The organism is Streptomyces sp. MB09-02B (assembly GCF_033794485.1).
GTDB lineage: Bacteria > Actinomycetota > Actinomycetes > Streptomycetales > Streptomycetaceae > Streptomyces.
The window spans coordinates 1-14,449 of sequence record NZ_JARGEE010000235.1; the positions used below are offsets into that span (position 1 = coordinate 1).

The following is a 14,449-nucleotide window of genomic DNA, read 5'->3' on the forward strand; positions in this document are numbered from 1 at the left end:
CTCCAACGAGTACTTCCTGGGGGCAGCCATGGTCGATGTTCCTCTCATGAGAACCATCTGACCCTCTGTCAGCACCCTCCGCATCTCGGGGGAACCTCAACTTGCTGCTCGGCGTCGGGGTCGTCCAGCGTGCTGCGGGACATGCCGCGCGGGTCGTAGGTCGCGACTGTGTATTCGGCGGCCAGGTCGTCCGCGATGCCGTCGAAGGATGCCGCGCCACCCGTCCCTCCGGGGATCAGCAGCAGGAGCGGGCCCTGGCCTCGCACTTCGTAGTGCAGGGTCGCGCCGTTCACACGCAGGCTGCCGATGGTCGGGTCGGTCATGAGGAGTCTCCTTCTCGGGACGGGGGCCAGTGCTCCAGGAGGGTGTGCAGCGCGTCGAGCGCGCGGGTCCAGGACTGCTGCGGCGAACGCTGATGCGCGAAGCCGCCCGCCGCTTCCAGGGCGACGAACCCATGGAACGTGCTGCGCAACAACCGGACCGCGTCGGTCAGGTCCGGCTCGGCCAGTCCGTAGCCGCGCAGCATGCCGTAGGTCAGCTCGACCGCCCGCCGTGGTCCGGGCGCATTTGCGGTCAGCTCGGGGTCGATCTGGATCGGGGTCTGCGTTGCCATGTAGCGGCCCGGATGCTGGTGGGCGTACTCCCGCCAGGCATTCGCGAAGGCGACGAGCGCGTCCTTGCCTGCCCGTCCGGCGGTCGCCTCCGCGATGCGGATGGTCTTCTCGTCCGCGGCCAGCAGGGCGATCCGCCCGCGCAGATCCTCCAGGCCGCGGACGTGTGTGTAGAGGCTCGCGTCCTTCACGCCCAGTCGCCGCGCCACCTGCGACATGGTCACCTGGTCGAGCCCGACGTCGTCCGCCAGCTCTGCGCCCGCGACGGTCACCCGCTCCGCTGTCAGCCCGGCCCGCACCATGTACCCTCCTGGCATCCTTGAGACCCTAGTTTTAGCCTAGGGATCCTAGGAAAGCAATCGGGGGCAATCAATATGGGCGTCCGCGGGATCACGGACTGCCTGACAGTTCCTCGGTGTCATTCCCTCGGCAGGGATCTTGTTGATCGCGGCGACCACCCGTTTGCCGAAGCGGGTCAGCTTCATGGCTCTGCCGCGCGTAGCCCGTTCCAGAAGGGGCTGTCCGAGATCTCCCTCAAGCTGGTTGATCTGGTTCACCAGCGTTGACCGATTGATGCTGAGGGCTCGCGCTGCCTCATGCATCGACGAGAAGGACGATGCGGCCGCGAAGTGACGCATCCTCTGCCATGCGTAGGGACTGGTGACGGCGTTCCGCAGAACAGCAGGGAACTGGACGGCGAGTTCGGCTGTTCGGAGGGCGGCATGGTGACTTCCGCCTCCGCTGCGACGGAGGGGGATGTTATGGACGCGGGCCCAGCGGGCCATGTTCGAGCGGCTCATGCCTTGCTCGCGGGCCAGGTCAGGAAGGGGCCGTCGGCGGACGACGTACTGCTCGAAGAGCCAGGACCGTTCGATGGTCACGCGGGGCTGGCGGCCTTGGAAGCCGACGATCGGGATGTCGTATTCACGGGCGAGGTCGGTCAGCAATCCGCGGGAGAAGCCGGTCATGTCCGCGATCGTCTGGAGTGAGTGGTGTTCGTCGAGATAGAGGCGTGCGAGGACGTCCTTCGGGATTTCGCGGCGGGCTCGCTGGCGGATCTGGACGGTGGATCGCGCTGAGCGTTCAGTCTCCTCGGCTGCAGGGGCAGGGTGTTCGTCCAGGACGTAGCGGATGGCGGCGATGCTGGTGTCGAGCACGCGGGCCGCATGTTGGACGGGGCGCTTGTGCTTGCGGACCAGTTGGTGGAGGCGGGAGACATCAATGTGATCGGGGTCGGATCCGGGCAGGTCGAGACCGCTCAGCAGCGTGGCGGGCGGCTGCCAGGTGATCGGCTCGTTGTGGATGCGGTTCTCGGCGAGGAAGTGCCTTGCTTCTCCAGCCAGTGCATCGGCGAGTTCGGGGGTTTGGAGGGCCGCGAAGTAGGCGCTCTGTTGCCTGAACTCCGCTTCGGTGACGTTCTGGTGGCGGGGGAACGCTTCGGCGGGGAGGCCGCTGATTCGTTGGAAGAGCAGGCTTCGGCGGGGAGGCCGCTGATTCGTTGGAAGAGCAGGCTTCGGACGATCTGCTCGCGGGGTCCTCTGCCGACCGGGGTGCCGGTGCGGCGGCATATCTGTGACCAGCGGCTGCGGGGAAGCAGACGGGTGTAGTCCAGGCGGCGTCGCCGCTGATAGTCGATAGGCACCTCGGTGGCATCGAGGTGATCAGCGAGCCGGACCAGAGCAACAGCCGTGTCGGTCCACTGCGGCTGATCCTGAAGCCACTGCAGAATGCGGGAGATGTTGATCCCGGTGGTGGCCGAGCCGAGGCGTCCGGCAACGTCCTCGAGTCGCGCTTTGCTACCGACGATCAGCAGGGAAGCGGCCAGGACCGGGGCGATAGCGCGGGGATAGACCCCTTCTGGTGGAGTGAGCCGCGTAGTCCAGACGGGCCAGAACATGCTGGGGATCTTCCGGGCTCTTCGGTCGATGTCCCTGCTGGTCTTCTCCGTGCGGCGAGGCATGGCGGTGGGAGTGCGATGCCGGAGTTGTTCATTGGGCCGCATGCTGGGTGCAAGAGCCGCGATGTGCACCGCGTTCAGGACCGTGCTCAGGTCGCGCCCCCAGCCGTCGATGCTGGTGATGCTGACTTGCCAGAGTTCCTCGCGCATCGCCTCGATCAGGTCCCGCAGCACCCGGCCGGCCAGATGAATGTCGGGCTGATCGAGGACATGCAGGGCGATGGCGACCGAGGCGGCCGTGCTGACAGCTCGCGGAGGGGCCATGAAGCCGGGCCGCTCGGCGGCGCGTGAGGCGAGCGGGCAGCCGAGGTCGGTGATGAGGTGCCCATCGGCGATATCGCGAGGGATCAGGTCCCGAAGGTTGGATGCGGGCAGGTCTTGCAGGACGCGCCTCGCGATCGCCTGGATATCCGTGAGGGCTTGTCGTGCGGATTGAGGACTGTACTGGTAGGCGCCGAATGCAGCGGTGTCCGCGTCGATGACGTCCAACAGACGGGCCTGTGCCAGCAATGCCGGGTGCGAGGCGGGGAGCCGGAGCGTACGGGTTTGTGTCAGATCGAATCCGCAGCCCTTGGAGAAGCCTCCGCCCGGGCCCGGATATGGAGAGCCGCAGGTATGCGGCCGGGGGATCGCCGGCGTGGCAGCAGGCCGTTCTCGGGGGATCTGGTTGCAGGCCGGACAGCAGTCCGCCAGCAGCCGGCCGTGGCGAAGGCAGGCGAAGGAACAGCCCAGCCGCCAGGACAACAGCCAGCGGCCGCCGCTCTCGATGAGACAGTCCGGGCAAAAGCGCGACCCGCTGCCCCGGCCCCAGAGCACCCGTCGGTTGACGTTCGGGCGCTCGGTATTGATGCGAACGGCCCGCCCGTCGTAGTACATCAACGTCATGTCCGTGACGGTGCGCTCGTCCAGCCCGCTCGCATGCGCGATGTTCGTAGTGTGAGCCCCGCTCAGAAGGATCGTCCAGTCGCGCGGGATGCCCCGAAGGTGATCTCCATGACCCGTTCGCGGCGGAAGTCCGAGGTGGTGCAGTACCTCGCCGAGTGGGCTGTCCAGCCGTCGGGCCAAGGCTTCAGTCCAGGAGTCGAGCGCCTCTCCCGGTAGCGGGGGAACCCGGATCGGCAGGGTGCGGACGCGCGTATTCACGCGGCTGTCCCCGACCGCGAGCGAGAGCGGGGGCGGCTGGTCAAGCGGCGCCGTTCCAGGGCTGCCTGGAGCTCAAGGCGGGCCGCCTCGGATGCCTCGTCGTTCTTCACCCGGTCCATCAGCTCCTGATCGAGACGTTCGACGCCGGTGCGGACCGCCCGCTGGCAACCGCGGTTGATCAATGTCATCAGCGAGCCGATGTGTCCGGTACTTCGGGCGAAGAGGTAGTCGGACAGGTCGTCCGCGAGCATGCCGGGGTGCTTCTCGGTGAGCACGAGACGCTGTTCGAGGGCCAGCAGCATGTGCCGCCATTCCCGGCGCCCGGCCTCCGCTTCGATGGTGAACGGACGCAGTCCCAGGCGGGTGGTGCGACGGCCGGTCTGGGCCAGAGCGGTGTCGCGCCCGTTCGTTCCCTCGCCAAACAGGCCCTTCTCCGCCAGTTCGACCCCCACCATCAGCAGCGTCACCGGGAACTCGTTGGCGATCCACTTCAGGTGATTACTCACCTCGATGCCGCTGTTCTGTCCCCATTTCAAGAAGTGCAGATCGTCCAGAACAACCAGTCGGACATCACAGGACAACACGCAGTCCAGCACCCGCCGTCCGAACTGGGCTGTGGTGCCCCCTCCCTGTCCGGGATGGCCGAAGAACTCCAGCATGGACCGGTTGAGGTCCTTCATCCCGGTGTTCCCGGTCAGCCCGACCCGGCAGACGGGGATCCGCTCGTGCCCTTGGCTCGTGAACGGGCCCGACTCCTCGATCTCCCGCTGATGGAAGTCACGGGCGAAGGCCAGCACCGAGGTCGTCTTGCCCAGCCCCGGGAACGCGTCGACGGCCACCGCCCCCTTGGCCTTGTCGCCGTCGTGCTCGTTGCTGTCGACGATGTCCCACAAGTCCTCGTGAAGCCTGCCAGTTGTGGTGTCTTGATCGGGCCGATGTTCGCGTGCCACTTCCGGCGCCGCCGGTCGTAGTCCGCTCGCGCCTGCATCGCCAGGGACTTCAGTTGTTTGCGGGTCAGCAGATCGGGCTGAATGCGGCGAGGGCTCTCGGCGAACGTCTTGAAGTCCTCCTTCCTCGACAGGGCAAGATTGTCTGGCCCCGGAACGCTGTCCTCGCTCACACATCCTCCAGCGCATCAGCGTAGAAGTCGTTGTCGTCGGCGAGGTCCTCCAAATCGGCCTCGTCGTCGTCCCCCGTCTCCGTCACCACGTCGGGTTCCAGCGGTTCCGCGGGCGTCTCGTCCTGGCCGAGGGCCTTGCGTACGGACGGAAGGGAGACGACCGTCTCCGCCTCCCCCTTTGGAAGCTCGATTGCGGCCTGCTCGCGTGAGAGCCGCAGGGCCATGCGCCGCTCGGCGATCGTGGTGCCCAGCCCCAGGTTCCACCGCTCCAGTAAGTCAGCGACGGCGAGCCGGTCGTCGGGGAAGCGATACTTCGAAGCCGCCAGCTGCCGGGCGAATGTCAACGCGTCCTCACTCAACGGCATCTCAGTCGACGGCGCGTGCTCCCAGACCAGCGTGTGCCAGGCCCGGGTGGCCGGATCACGGAAGTAGATCCGGGTGATGTCATCGGGGTCCATCTGGAACGGCCAGCCATTCTTGACCGGCCCGTCGTACGGACTCCGGATACCACTCAGGCCCTTCAGGCCGGGGCCGCTATAGCGGCGGCGGCCGATCTCGACGCCGTAGTGCTGGATCGCAACGGAAAGTTCTCCACGGGGTCACCTCTGCCAACGTGGCGCTACTGGTGCTCTCCCACGGTTGGTCTGCGACCACCTGGTCCCGCGTACGGAAACTCACCACGGCCGACTCAACTGACACCAGCCACCCCCGCCTCTGCAGCCAACTCGATGCGATCAAGCAGTGGATGACAGCTTGGAGCAGACAGCCGCGCTTCCTCCAGAAAAGCCGGAGGCACTCACACGTTTGAGCGAAACAAAGGTACGAGCTCTAACAACGGCTAACACAATGAGCCAAGTGGTCAGTGGCTGACCGAGCGGGAGCCAGGTCGACGGCCATGCGCTAAGTGTTCGACTGAAGCCTGTGGGCGAATCTCTATGTGTTCAGGACCGCTCGTTGTAGTCCGGCCCGACGAGGCGTGCCCCCACTGCCAGGACCATAAGCACTGCGGTGCAACCGCCTAGCAGCATGACCGCGGACGGAGAGGTGCGGTCCAGGATGACTCCCCCTACGAGTGCACCAATCGAGATCGTTGCCTGAAAAGAAGCCGTGAACAAGACCGATGCCGCTTCCGGAGCGTGCGGTGCCGCCTTGGAGAACCAGGTCTGCGACGCGACTGGTACGGCGCCATACGCGATGCCCCACACGATCAGCAGCATCACTGCGCCGGTCTCCCAGCGGCCCAACGCTGGAAGCAGGAGAGTCACCGTGGCGATCAGGGCGGCCGCGAGCCCGAAGACGCTCCGCGGATACCGGGCCACCCAGGCGCCGCCCAGGAAGTTGCCGAGGATGCCAGCGCCACCATAGAGCAACAAGAATGTAGTGATCAGACCACCGCTGGCGTGGGTGACCTGCTCCAAGAATGGTGTCACGTAGGTGTAGGTGCCGAAGTGAGCCAGCACAACAAGGAACGTCAGCAGGAGTGCGAAGCGAGTGTTGACGCTGCGGAGCATGCCGCCCAGGACGCCCAGCCGTGTGGCCCGGACCGGAGGAAGCGGCGGGACGAACAAGAGCAGCATGATCAGTACGCCGACCGTCAGAATTCCCATGACGGTGAACGCCGTTCGCCATCCAGCGAGATCTCCGATGAGGGTGCCCGCCGGCACGCCGAGGACGGATCCCAGCGGGACGGCAGAGAAGATCACAGCAGTTGCCCTGCCGACCGAGGCCGGCGGCACCAGTCGTTCCGCCAACCCGGCTCCGATCGACCAGAAGCCGCCAATCGTGATCCCGACCATGATCCGGGAGGTCAGTACGAGCCAGTAGTCGGGTGCCGCGGCGGCAAGAAAGTTCGCCAGTGCCAGCAAGAGCATGAAGACGCACAGCATCAGTCTGCGGTCGAAGCGTGCCGTGGCCACGGTGACCAGTGGAGCGGCGATCGCCGCCAGAAAGCCCGGCATGGTCATCACCAGTCCGGCCATCCCGTCCGAGACGGTGAAACTGGATCCGATCGAGGTCAGCAGACCGATCGGCAGGATCTCTGTGGTGACGATGGCGAAGATCCCCAGCATCACCGAGACCACGGCCAGCCACCCCATCAGCGGGGCCCGAGGGGGTAAGAGTTTGCCGTTGACTGAAGCTGTGGTGGTTGCCGGCATGGCGTTCCGTCCTGTGAAAGGCAGCGCGTTTCGTGATCAGTTCAGCAGGTCTCATCGAGAGATGGCTGGCAGATCTGCGACTGCACCCCTGCCCTTCACGGGTGATGTCGCATTCCGGCTACGGCCAACGCAGTGAGGTGCCTTGGCCCTAGCTGTGGTGCCCGCAGGGCGGGCTGAGCATTCTGATCACATGGGGGCTTCACCGTGGATCGTGTCGGATGAGCTGTGGGAGCGGATCGAACCGCTGCTCCCTTGCAAGCAACGGCGGTTCCGGTATCCGGGGCGCAAGCCCGTGCCGGACCGGAAGGTTCTCTGCGGCATCTTGTACGTGCTGCACACCGGCATTCAGTGGGAGTACCTGCCCACCGAGATGGGCTTCGGGTCGGGCATGACCTGTTGGAGACGACTACGAGACTGGAATGAGGCCGGAGTCTGGCAACGACTGCATGAGGCACTACTTGCCGAGCTCAATGCCTCATCGCGGCTCGACTGGTCGCGCTGCGTTGTCGACTCCAGCCACGTGCGAGCGTTGAAAGGGGGGATCCACACAGGCCCGTCGCCGGTCGACCGGGGCCGGGCCGGCTCCAAACACCATCTGATCACCGACGGGCGCGGCACTCCGCTCGCGGTCATCCTCACCGGAGGCAACCGCAACGACGTTACCCAACTGCTGCCGTTGCTCGACGCCATCCCGCCAGTCCGCGGCCGGGTCGGCCGTCCCCGCCGCAAGCCTGACTCACTGTTCGCCGACCGCGGCTACGACCACGACATCTACCGCGACAAGGTTCGTGCCCGCGGAATCCTGCCCGTCATCGCCCGCCGCGGCACACCCCACGGCAGCGGACTGGGTGTCTACCGCTGGGTGGTAGAGCGCACGTTCGCCTGGCTGCACGGCTTCCGACGTCTCCGGGTGCGCTGGGAAAGGCGGGCCGACATCCACGAGGCGCTCCTCAAATTCGCCTGCTGCCTCATCACCCACCGGCAACTCAGCTCATTATGTTAGCTGTTGTAAGCGATGTCCCGTAAATGATATCTGGTGCGCTGGGTGACCTGCGTGTTCCTCAGTCACCCGGCGAGCATCAGGTTGTGCAGGCGAGCGATTCCGAGCATCGCGTGGTGCACACCGTCGCCCTTGAGGCGGCAGTCGCGCAGGATTTTCCAGGTCTTCATGCGAGCGAAGGCATGCTCGACGCGGGCGCGGACCTTGCGGTGGGCTGCGTTATGTTCCTCTTTCCAGCCGGGCAGTTCGGTCTGGCCCTTCTCGCGGCGGTGCGGGATGACCAGGCCGGTGCCCCGGTAACCGCCGTCCGCGATCACCGTGGTCTTCCCGACGGCATCCTTGGCGCCGGACAGTTCCCACGCCTTGCAGTCGTTGCGGTTGCCGGGCAGCGGCCGGCCGACGGCGACGACGAGCCGGGTGTCGGCGTCGATGACGACCTGGTGGTTGGTTGAGTACCGGTAGTTCTTCGACTGTTCGGCGACGGTGTGATCGCGGGTGGGGACCAGGGTGCCATCCACGATCAGCACGGCGTCCTTGCGAAACCGCTTGCGCTGCTGGAGCGCGAGCAACGGACCGAGGTGGTCGATGATGCGGTCGGCGGCCGACTTGGACACCCCGAACAGCGGTGCCAGCTGCCGCAACGTCAGATTGGTCCGCCAGTACGCAGTAACCAGCAGAACCCGGTCCTCCAGCGGAGACTCCACGGTCGGCCTTTACGGACGGGGTCCGCACCCTCACGCCTCAACGTGGTGATCACCTTGCCGAACTGTCGTGGGCTCAGCCCAGTGAACGGGGCTATCCAGGACGGCTCAGACGCCGCAATCACACCAGCCACGCCAAGGATCATCCCTCGTCACGTCGCTGGTGGTGGAGGTCAGTCGATCAGCAGCTCGTCAAGGCGCTGGACGGAACGCGGCGTGTCCATCTCATCGGCCATAGCTACCAGGGCCGCGTAGTACTGCCGGGTGATGAGGAGAGCATCCTCGTAGATCCACGAGCACATGGTGTCGAACGCCAACGCCTCCTCACCGTGTGACAGCAGATGGCGCACATCCGTGATGACCGCCTCTGAGGCAAGCGGCGAGTCCTCAAGCAGCGCCGCCACCCGCGCTCGATACGACAGGCTCACGGGCTGTCCCCACTCCATGGACGAACGGATCGATGACCCCACATCCTCGCTGTTCAGCGGAGGACTGTCGACTCACCTGATCAGTTACGGGACAGCCTTTAGCACTGAGCAGCACGAAGAATCGTCGTCGGACCGCCTGCCGTTCGAATCGGTGTTCAGTACGGTCTTAAACGGATGGGCTTTTGACCGCCGGGCCACAGACGGCGCCTGCGGGCCCGCCGACTCGGGCGCGGTCCGCCTCATCTGGCTGAAAAACATTGGCCGAGATGGTGTGATCGCGAAACCGGATCCCGAAGTCGATGACTGGCGCAGCGATGCGCCGGAGCGGCTTCATCTCCGTGCCGGTGACATCTTGCTTTCCTCGGTGATTTCCGGACGGCCGAAGGCTGCCCTCGTACAGGACGCCGATCTACCGGCCGTCGCTGTGAGCAGTCTCTTTGTTCTCCGCGCGGCTAAACGCTTGTCGGCGGAGCACGCCCGACTGATCCTCGCGTTCCTGCGCTCTGATACCGTCGGAATTCTCGCAACGAGAACATCCGGGCAACAGCATCTCAGGCGCTCCCAGCTCAAGGCGCTGGACCTGCCGAATGAGGACCAAGCGCTGTCCGCGGCCCTGGCCGATCTCGCTGCCGCCGGGCAGCGGCTGGGTGAGATGGCGGCCGAAGCTAACACGCTTGCGGAGTCGGTCTTCGACAGGCTCGCGAGCCCGGAGGAGGCCAGGCGGCTCATCATCACTACCGGCCAGCTCACCCGGCTCCGGTCTGTGGCTGCTGCCCAACTCGACGATCCGGACTTCATCATCCGCACGCGATACCCCTATCCGATCGCTCTGCGCTGGCGGAACGTCGAGGCGCAGAAGAGCGCCGAGGGCCAGGACGATGCCCAGGCGAAAGAATACGAGGCTGTACTCAAGGCCGCGGAAACCCTGCTCGGATACAGCGCGCTTCTCACGACCGCTCTGGCGCACGAGGCCGGCATCACCTGCAAGGCCATCAGAACGTTCAAGGGGAAGATTGCAACTGGGCTCGGCGGCCCCGGCTTCGGGGACTGGCAGCGCATCCTTCAGCAGATCGCAGCGGCGGAGGGCATGTCCGATCTTCCCCCCGAGCACCCCCTCCACGAACTCGCGGTCCTCCTTGCGGACGACGAGGCCGAGGTGGCGTGCCAAAGCCTCGGCACCAAGCGCAACAGCAGGGCACACGGGCGTGAAGACCTTCCCGCTGTCTCCGCCTCCAAGTTGCACGAGGCCCACGACAGCCTGCGCTTCCTCCTCGACCGAGCACGGTTCCTCGCCGACCTGCAGCTGCTCGATGTGACCAACGTGGTGTGGGATCGCCACGAGCAGTCGGACACCGTCACCTTTCGGCGGCTGATGGGAGACCACCCGGTCGTTCCCACCGAGAACTTGCGTCATGCTGGACCAGGACGGATCGAGCCCCGCCTGTACCTGGCTGACCGCGACCAAGGACTCCACCCGCTGAGCCCGTTCCTCACCTGCGAGACGTGCGAGGGCTGCGCTGCTCTGTCGCTGTTTCATGCCGACAAGGAGCAGGGGGTGTTGCTCCAGACGAGCCTCGACCACGGCCACTTCTACCCGTACCAGGCGGACGAGCGGACGCTTCGAGCAGTCGGGCTCCGGTAGCTCCGGACGCCGACAGCATGGAACAGAGCCGACCGGTTCACCGAGCCGCCGTCCTCCCCACCCTGTCTCAACTCTCCTTCACATCACCCGCTGCGAGTCGACCACCCCGACGGATCCGAACCCGGGGAGCCCTGCGCCCATACACATGTCTGGTCGACGCTCCGCCCCCGCCGAGCGTCGACCCGGTCGACGGCCCCCAGTTGCCATACAGCTTCTCCCCCGCGTCTCTCCCGCCCCGTTCTGTCAGTGATCCTACTGAGCGAAATGGAGCCACGAAGGACTTCGCCACTGGCGGTCCTGCTGCCCTTGCTCCGACGCGGAAGGCGGTTTGAGTACACGGGACTGGCTGCCGATCGCGGCCAGGACCACGCAAAGCCATGGCGATCAAGGATGCGGACGGCCGTCACCCTGAACCGCTCCGGGACAGTCCTGAGCCTCCACCAATCCCGGAGCGGTTCAGTTCAACTCAGACTGGGCCTGGTCCTGCGACAGCCTTGCCCGTCTCTCTGTCGACCCACGGCGTCTTCAGTGCGCATTTGCGGTCATTTGCCTACGCCGCGAGGGCTCACCTGTGAAAATGCTGGCGAGCAACTTCGCACGGTAGGGGGTCAGGTGCCGCGTCAGTTGAACGAGCGTCAACTGCAGGTGTTGCGGTGGGTCGGGCAAGGCTGCCCCGAGGGTATTTGGCGGGGAGAGGCGCACAAGCTCAGCTGCCAGGCGTTACAGAGCCGAGGACTGGTCAAGGTCTCCAGGGGGAAAGGGCATTGGTCCGCGGCCCTCACGACCGCCGGCCAGCATTTCCTCGACCACGGTAGCCATCCTCCCGACAAATCTCGTGCCACAGACACCGCACCTGTGCGGAAATCTGCAACGCAGCCGACAGCTGCCTCCGGCAGGAAGAAAGCCGGCGACCAGGTAGCCACGCCACCATCGCCACGGCCATCGAGCCCCAACTGCGGACCCCGAAAAGGGAAGAAGACCGTCACGGAGCAGCTCCTGGAAGAGCTTGCGGAGGCGGGCGGCCGGATCGTCAAACGGGAAGCCACCGGCCGGGAGACCGAGAAATGGCCGATCCGTGTCGCCGCTGCCCGGAGATCGAGGAAGATCCCGAAGACCAAAGAGCTGCACGGAGGCTGGTGCCGTGACGGCTATGAAATCCGACTCGTCGACACGCCCGCCTGGCGCTTGGCCACCCTGACACCCATTCCGGTACCGGCACGACTCGTGCAGCCGCATCCAGTCGTCAAAGCCCTGCAGGGACTCTCTCATCCCATGGGGCTGACCAAGTCCGTGCAGAACCGGGCTTTCCGACTCATCCATGCCCTGCTCACCGCAACACAGAAGGCGGGGCACACCGCCGCAATCGGAAACGCGAATACAGCACCGCTACCGCACCGTCGGCGAAGCGGCCCACCTCACTTCACCATCACGGCGCAGGGCCAGACATGCGAACTCCGCATCCTGCAGGAACAGGACCGAGTAGAGCACGTCCCCACGCAGAAGGAACTCGCGGATGCGCAAAAGTACTCCTGGGTCAGAATCCCTCGCCACGACCACTCCCCCACCGACCGCCTGCGAATCTGTGTCAGCGGTGGGCTGCACCACCGGGCCGGCGAGTGGGCCGACACGGCCGCACGCGCTCTCGAGGACCAGCTCGCCGAAATCGTGCAGGAGATCGGCCTTCGCGGCCAGGCAGCCGAACGCAAGCGCCTGGCGGACCTGGAAGAAGCACAGCAGAAGCGCCTGCGATGGGAAGCCGCCAAGCGTCAGGCCAGGACCGAATACGCAGAGGCATACCGTGTCCGCCACCTCGAAGCACAGCACGCGGCGTGGCAGCGGGCCTCGTCGAGTACGTCGGCGCACTCCGACTTCACGCAGAAAGTCTGCCGCCCGGGCCGGCCAGGGAGGAAGCCGACGCATGGATCGCGTGGACCGAGAGCCACGTGCAACGCCTGAACCCGCTCAACGGTTCACCATTGCTACCCGAAATCCCCGAGCCTCGCACCGAAGACCTCCAGCCGTTCATGCACGGCTGGAGCCCCTACGGACCCACCTGAGCACCCACTCGCCGGACTCCCGACGCCGGCGACGGGCGTCTCAGCCGCCGCCCAAACGAGATACAGAAGCCGCGAGCCACAGCCCCGCGGACCGTACCCCTCCTGCCTTCGCGTCTCACACACGCACCTACAACGGGGGCGGATCGCCGGAGCGCTCAGCCCTCGATGTGATAGCGGCTCTGGGACACGACGGCTTGGCGGATCTTGGTGGTGAAGTCGGCGGTACGGGCGATCCGGTCCACCCCGCCGGCCTTGTTACGCCGCAGGCCGCTCCTGAAGATCTGCTCCAGCGTTCCTGTCATTCGGAACATCAAGCGGAGCAGGCATCGCTTCAGACGCCTCCAGAGGCGTTAGATTTTGCAGAAGCGAAGGCTTTGGCCTGTTGGCCGCCAAGGGCACTGGGCCGCATCTACTGCAGGCGTGTGTCATCACCACGCCCTCGCGTCACGTGCTCGTTGGAGGAGAACCCGGGGGGTGCGGTGCCATCGCCTGAGCTGCAGCACACCCGCTCGGAAGCGCCCTCCTGCCGCGTCTGCAGGGCCTTGCCGTCGAACGCCTCTCTCACCGGCGCTATCACACGTCTGTCACCAACTACGCCGACTCCCCCGGACTGCGATGCCCTGACCTGCCACTACGCACCCGCCCTGGACTGACGTGGACGCCCGAAGACGGTCTCTACAACCTGTGCCAGGTCGTGCCGAGCGAGGGCCCGAGGATCAGGACCGGGGCGTCGTCCGGCCCGTCGAACCGGTACTGGAGGGCGGGGGTCTGCGTCTCACTCACCGCTCCACGCTAACGTCCCTTCCTCGGTGCTCGGTCCCAGGCCCCCGAATCCGCCCGGCCGGCTCCCGAACATCAGCGGGCAACTCTCACACCGTCTTCACCGCGACGCAGGTCACGCGCCGCTCACACCGTCTCCACGCGACGACCGACACAGGCGTCGAACAAACATCCCTGCGTGTCGCCGGACCACCGAGCCCGACGGGACGGCGAACGGGCGAGGGACAGGGGGAGGGGCAGGGGCGGGAGGGGGTGTTGTCAGTCGCCGGTCGGTCCCAGGACGGTCAGGGCGCCCACCGGGTCGAGGTCCGGGGTGCCTCTCGGCCACCAGTCGTCGTGGCCCGGTTCGGACTCGTACGCGTACCAGAGGCCGTCGTGGCCGAGGCGGAGTTGCATGTGGCCGTGGGGGTGGGTGAGCTGGTTGCGCCAGGGCCGGAAAGCCGGGAGGTCCGCGGCGAGCAACAGGGGGCGGGCGCGGTCGAAGCGGCCGGCCGGCGGGTCCCAGGGCTCCTCCAGTACGGCCAGCCCTTCGAGGCCGCCCTGCCGCCAGGCGGCGACCGCGCGGGCCAGATCGGCCGGGGTGCGACCGGTGGCGACGGCCAGCGAGGAGTAGAGGGCACGGGTGGTGGCGGTGAGACCGGAGCCGGGGCGGGCGGCGGCGAGCCGTACCGCGTCCTGCCAGAGCGTCAGTTCGGCCACCGGGTCCCGTCCCGTGGTGAGCAACGCGTGCGCGCGAGCCGCCGCGTCGGTGGCCAGTTGGTCCAACGCGAACGGGTCGGGGCCCCCGGGCGCGCCCGGGTACACCGGCGGCTGTTCCGGGTGTGCGGGCCAGTCACGCCCTCGCCCCGCGCACC

Annotated in this window: 11 protein-coding genes and 3 pseudogenes; 3 read left to right on the plus strand and 11 right to left on the minus strand. The window is 66.4% G+C overall.

Annotated elements, in window-relative coordinates; translation table 11 throughout:
- Window positions 1-98: 98 nt before the first annotated feature.
- The 7 genes and pseudogenes from P1P70_RS27885 to P1P70_RS27915 form a co-directional block, all read right to left on the minus strand.
- Window positions 99-323: pseudogene (locus tag P1P70_RS27885) on the minus strand (alpha/beta fold hydrolase); the annotation flags it as partial.
- Window positions 320-913, minus strand: a complete 594-nt coding sequence (locus P1P70_RS27890; protein ID WP_319242485.1) for a TetR/AcrR family transcriptional regulator — start codon at window positions 911-913, stop codon at window positions 320-322. The pseudogene P1P70_RS27885 and the gene P1P70_RS27890, both read right to left, overlap by 4 nt.
- 45 nt (window positions 914-958) lie before the next feature.
- Entirely contained in the window at window positions 959-1,768 is an 810-nt protein-coding gene (locus P1P70_RS27895) for a LysR family transcriptional regulator (protein WP_319242463.1), read from the minus strand.
- 101 nt (window positions 1,769-1,869) lie between these two features.
- A complete protein-coding gene (locus P1P70_RS27900; RefSeq protein ID WP_319242465.1) occupies window positions 1,870-3,711 on the minus strand; it encodes a TniQ family protein in 1,842 nt (613 codons plus the stop codon).
- Entirely contained in the window at window positions 3,708-4,604 is an 897-nt protein-coding gene (locus tag P1P70_RS27905) for an AAA family ATPase (RefSeq protein WP_319242468.1), read from the minus strand. Before P1P70_RS27905 ends, P1P70_RS27900 begins: the two co-directional genes overlap by 4 nt.
- Before the next feature lie 223 nt (window positions 4,605-4,827).
- Entirely contained in the window at window positions 4,828-5,289 is a 462-nt protein-coding gene (locus P1P70_RS27910) for a hypothetical protein (protein ID WP_319242470.1), read from the minus strand.
- Window positions 5,290-5,772: 483 nt separating this feature from the next.
- Entirely contained in the window at window positions 5,773-6,987 is a 1,215-nt protein-coding gene (locus P1P70_RS27915) for an MFS transporter (protein WP_319242473.1), read from the minus strand.
- Between the two features lie 190 nt (window positions 6,988-7,177).
- On the opposite strand from P1P70_RS27915, the gene P1P70_RS27920 reads away from it, so the two are divergent.
- Complete coding sequence (locus P1P70_RS27920) at window positions 7,178-7,990, plus strand: IS5 family transposase (protein WP_319242475.1); 813 nt, start codon at window positions 7,178-7,180, stop codon at window positions 7,988-7,990.
- Between the two features lie 62 nt (window positions 7,991-8,052).
- Here the strand turns inward: P1P70_RS27920 and P1P70_RS27925 are convergent.
- Window positions 8,053-8,822 (minus strand): annotated as a pseudogene (locus tag P1P70_RS27925) (transposase).
- A gap of 39 nt (window positions 8,823-8,861) precedes the next feature.
- The gene (locus tag P1P70_RS27930; RefSeq protein ID WP_319242477.1) at window positions 8,862-9,116 is read right to left on the minus strand and encodes a MafI family immunity protein; all 255 of its coding nucleotides are present in this window, start codon (window positions 9,114-9,116) and stop codon (window positions 8,862-8,864) included.
- Window positions 9,117-9,132: 16 nt separating this feature from the next.
- Between P1P70_RS27930 and P1P70_RS27935 the strand changes: the two genes are divergently transcribed.
- Together P1P70_RS27935 and P1P70_RS27940 are read left to right on the plus strand one after the other, a co-directional pair.
- Window positions 9,133-10,758 carry a restriction endonuclease gene (locus P1P70_RS27935; RefSeq protein WP_319242479.1) on the plus strand — a complete coding sequence of 542 codons (1,626 nt, stop codon included), beginning with the start codon at window positions 9,133-9,135 and terminating at the stop codon, window positions 10,756-10,758.
- A 624-nt stretch (window positions 10,759-11,382) separates the two neighbouring features.
- A complete protein-coding gene (locus P1P70_RS27940; protein ID WP_319242481.1) occupies window positions 11,383-12,714 on the plus strand; it encodes a hypothetical protein in 1,332 nt (443 codons plus the stop codon).
- 256 nt (window positions 12,715-12,970) lie between these two features.
- Here the strand turns inward: P1P70_RS27940 and P1P70_RS27945 are convergent, their stop codons facing one another.
- Entirely contained in the window at window positions 12,971-13,117 is a 147-nt protein-coding gene (locus P1P70_RS27945) for a hypothetical protein (protein WP_319242483.1), read from the minus strand.
- A gap of 736 nt (window positions 13,118-13,853) precedes the next feature.
- Window positions 13,854-14,449, minus strand: a pseudogene (locus tag P1P70_RS27950) (hypothetical protein); the annotation flags it as partial.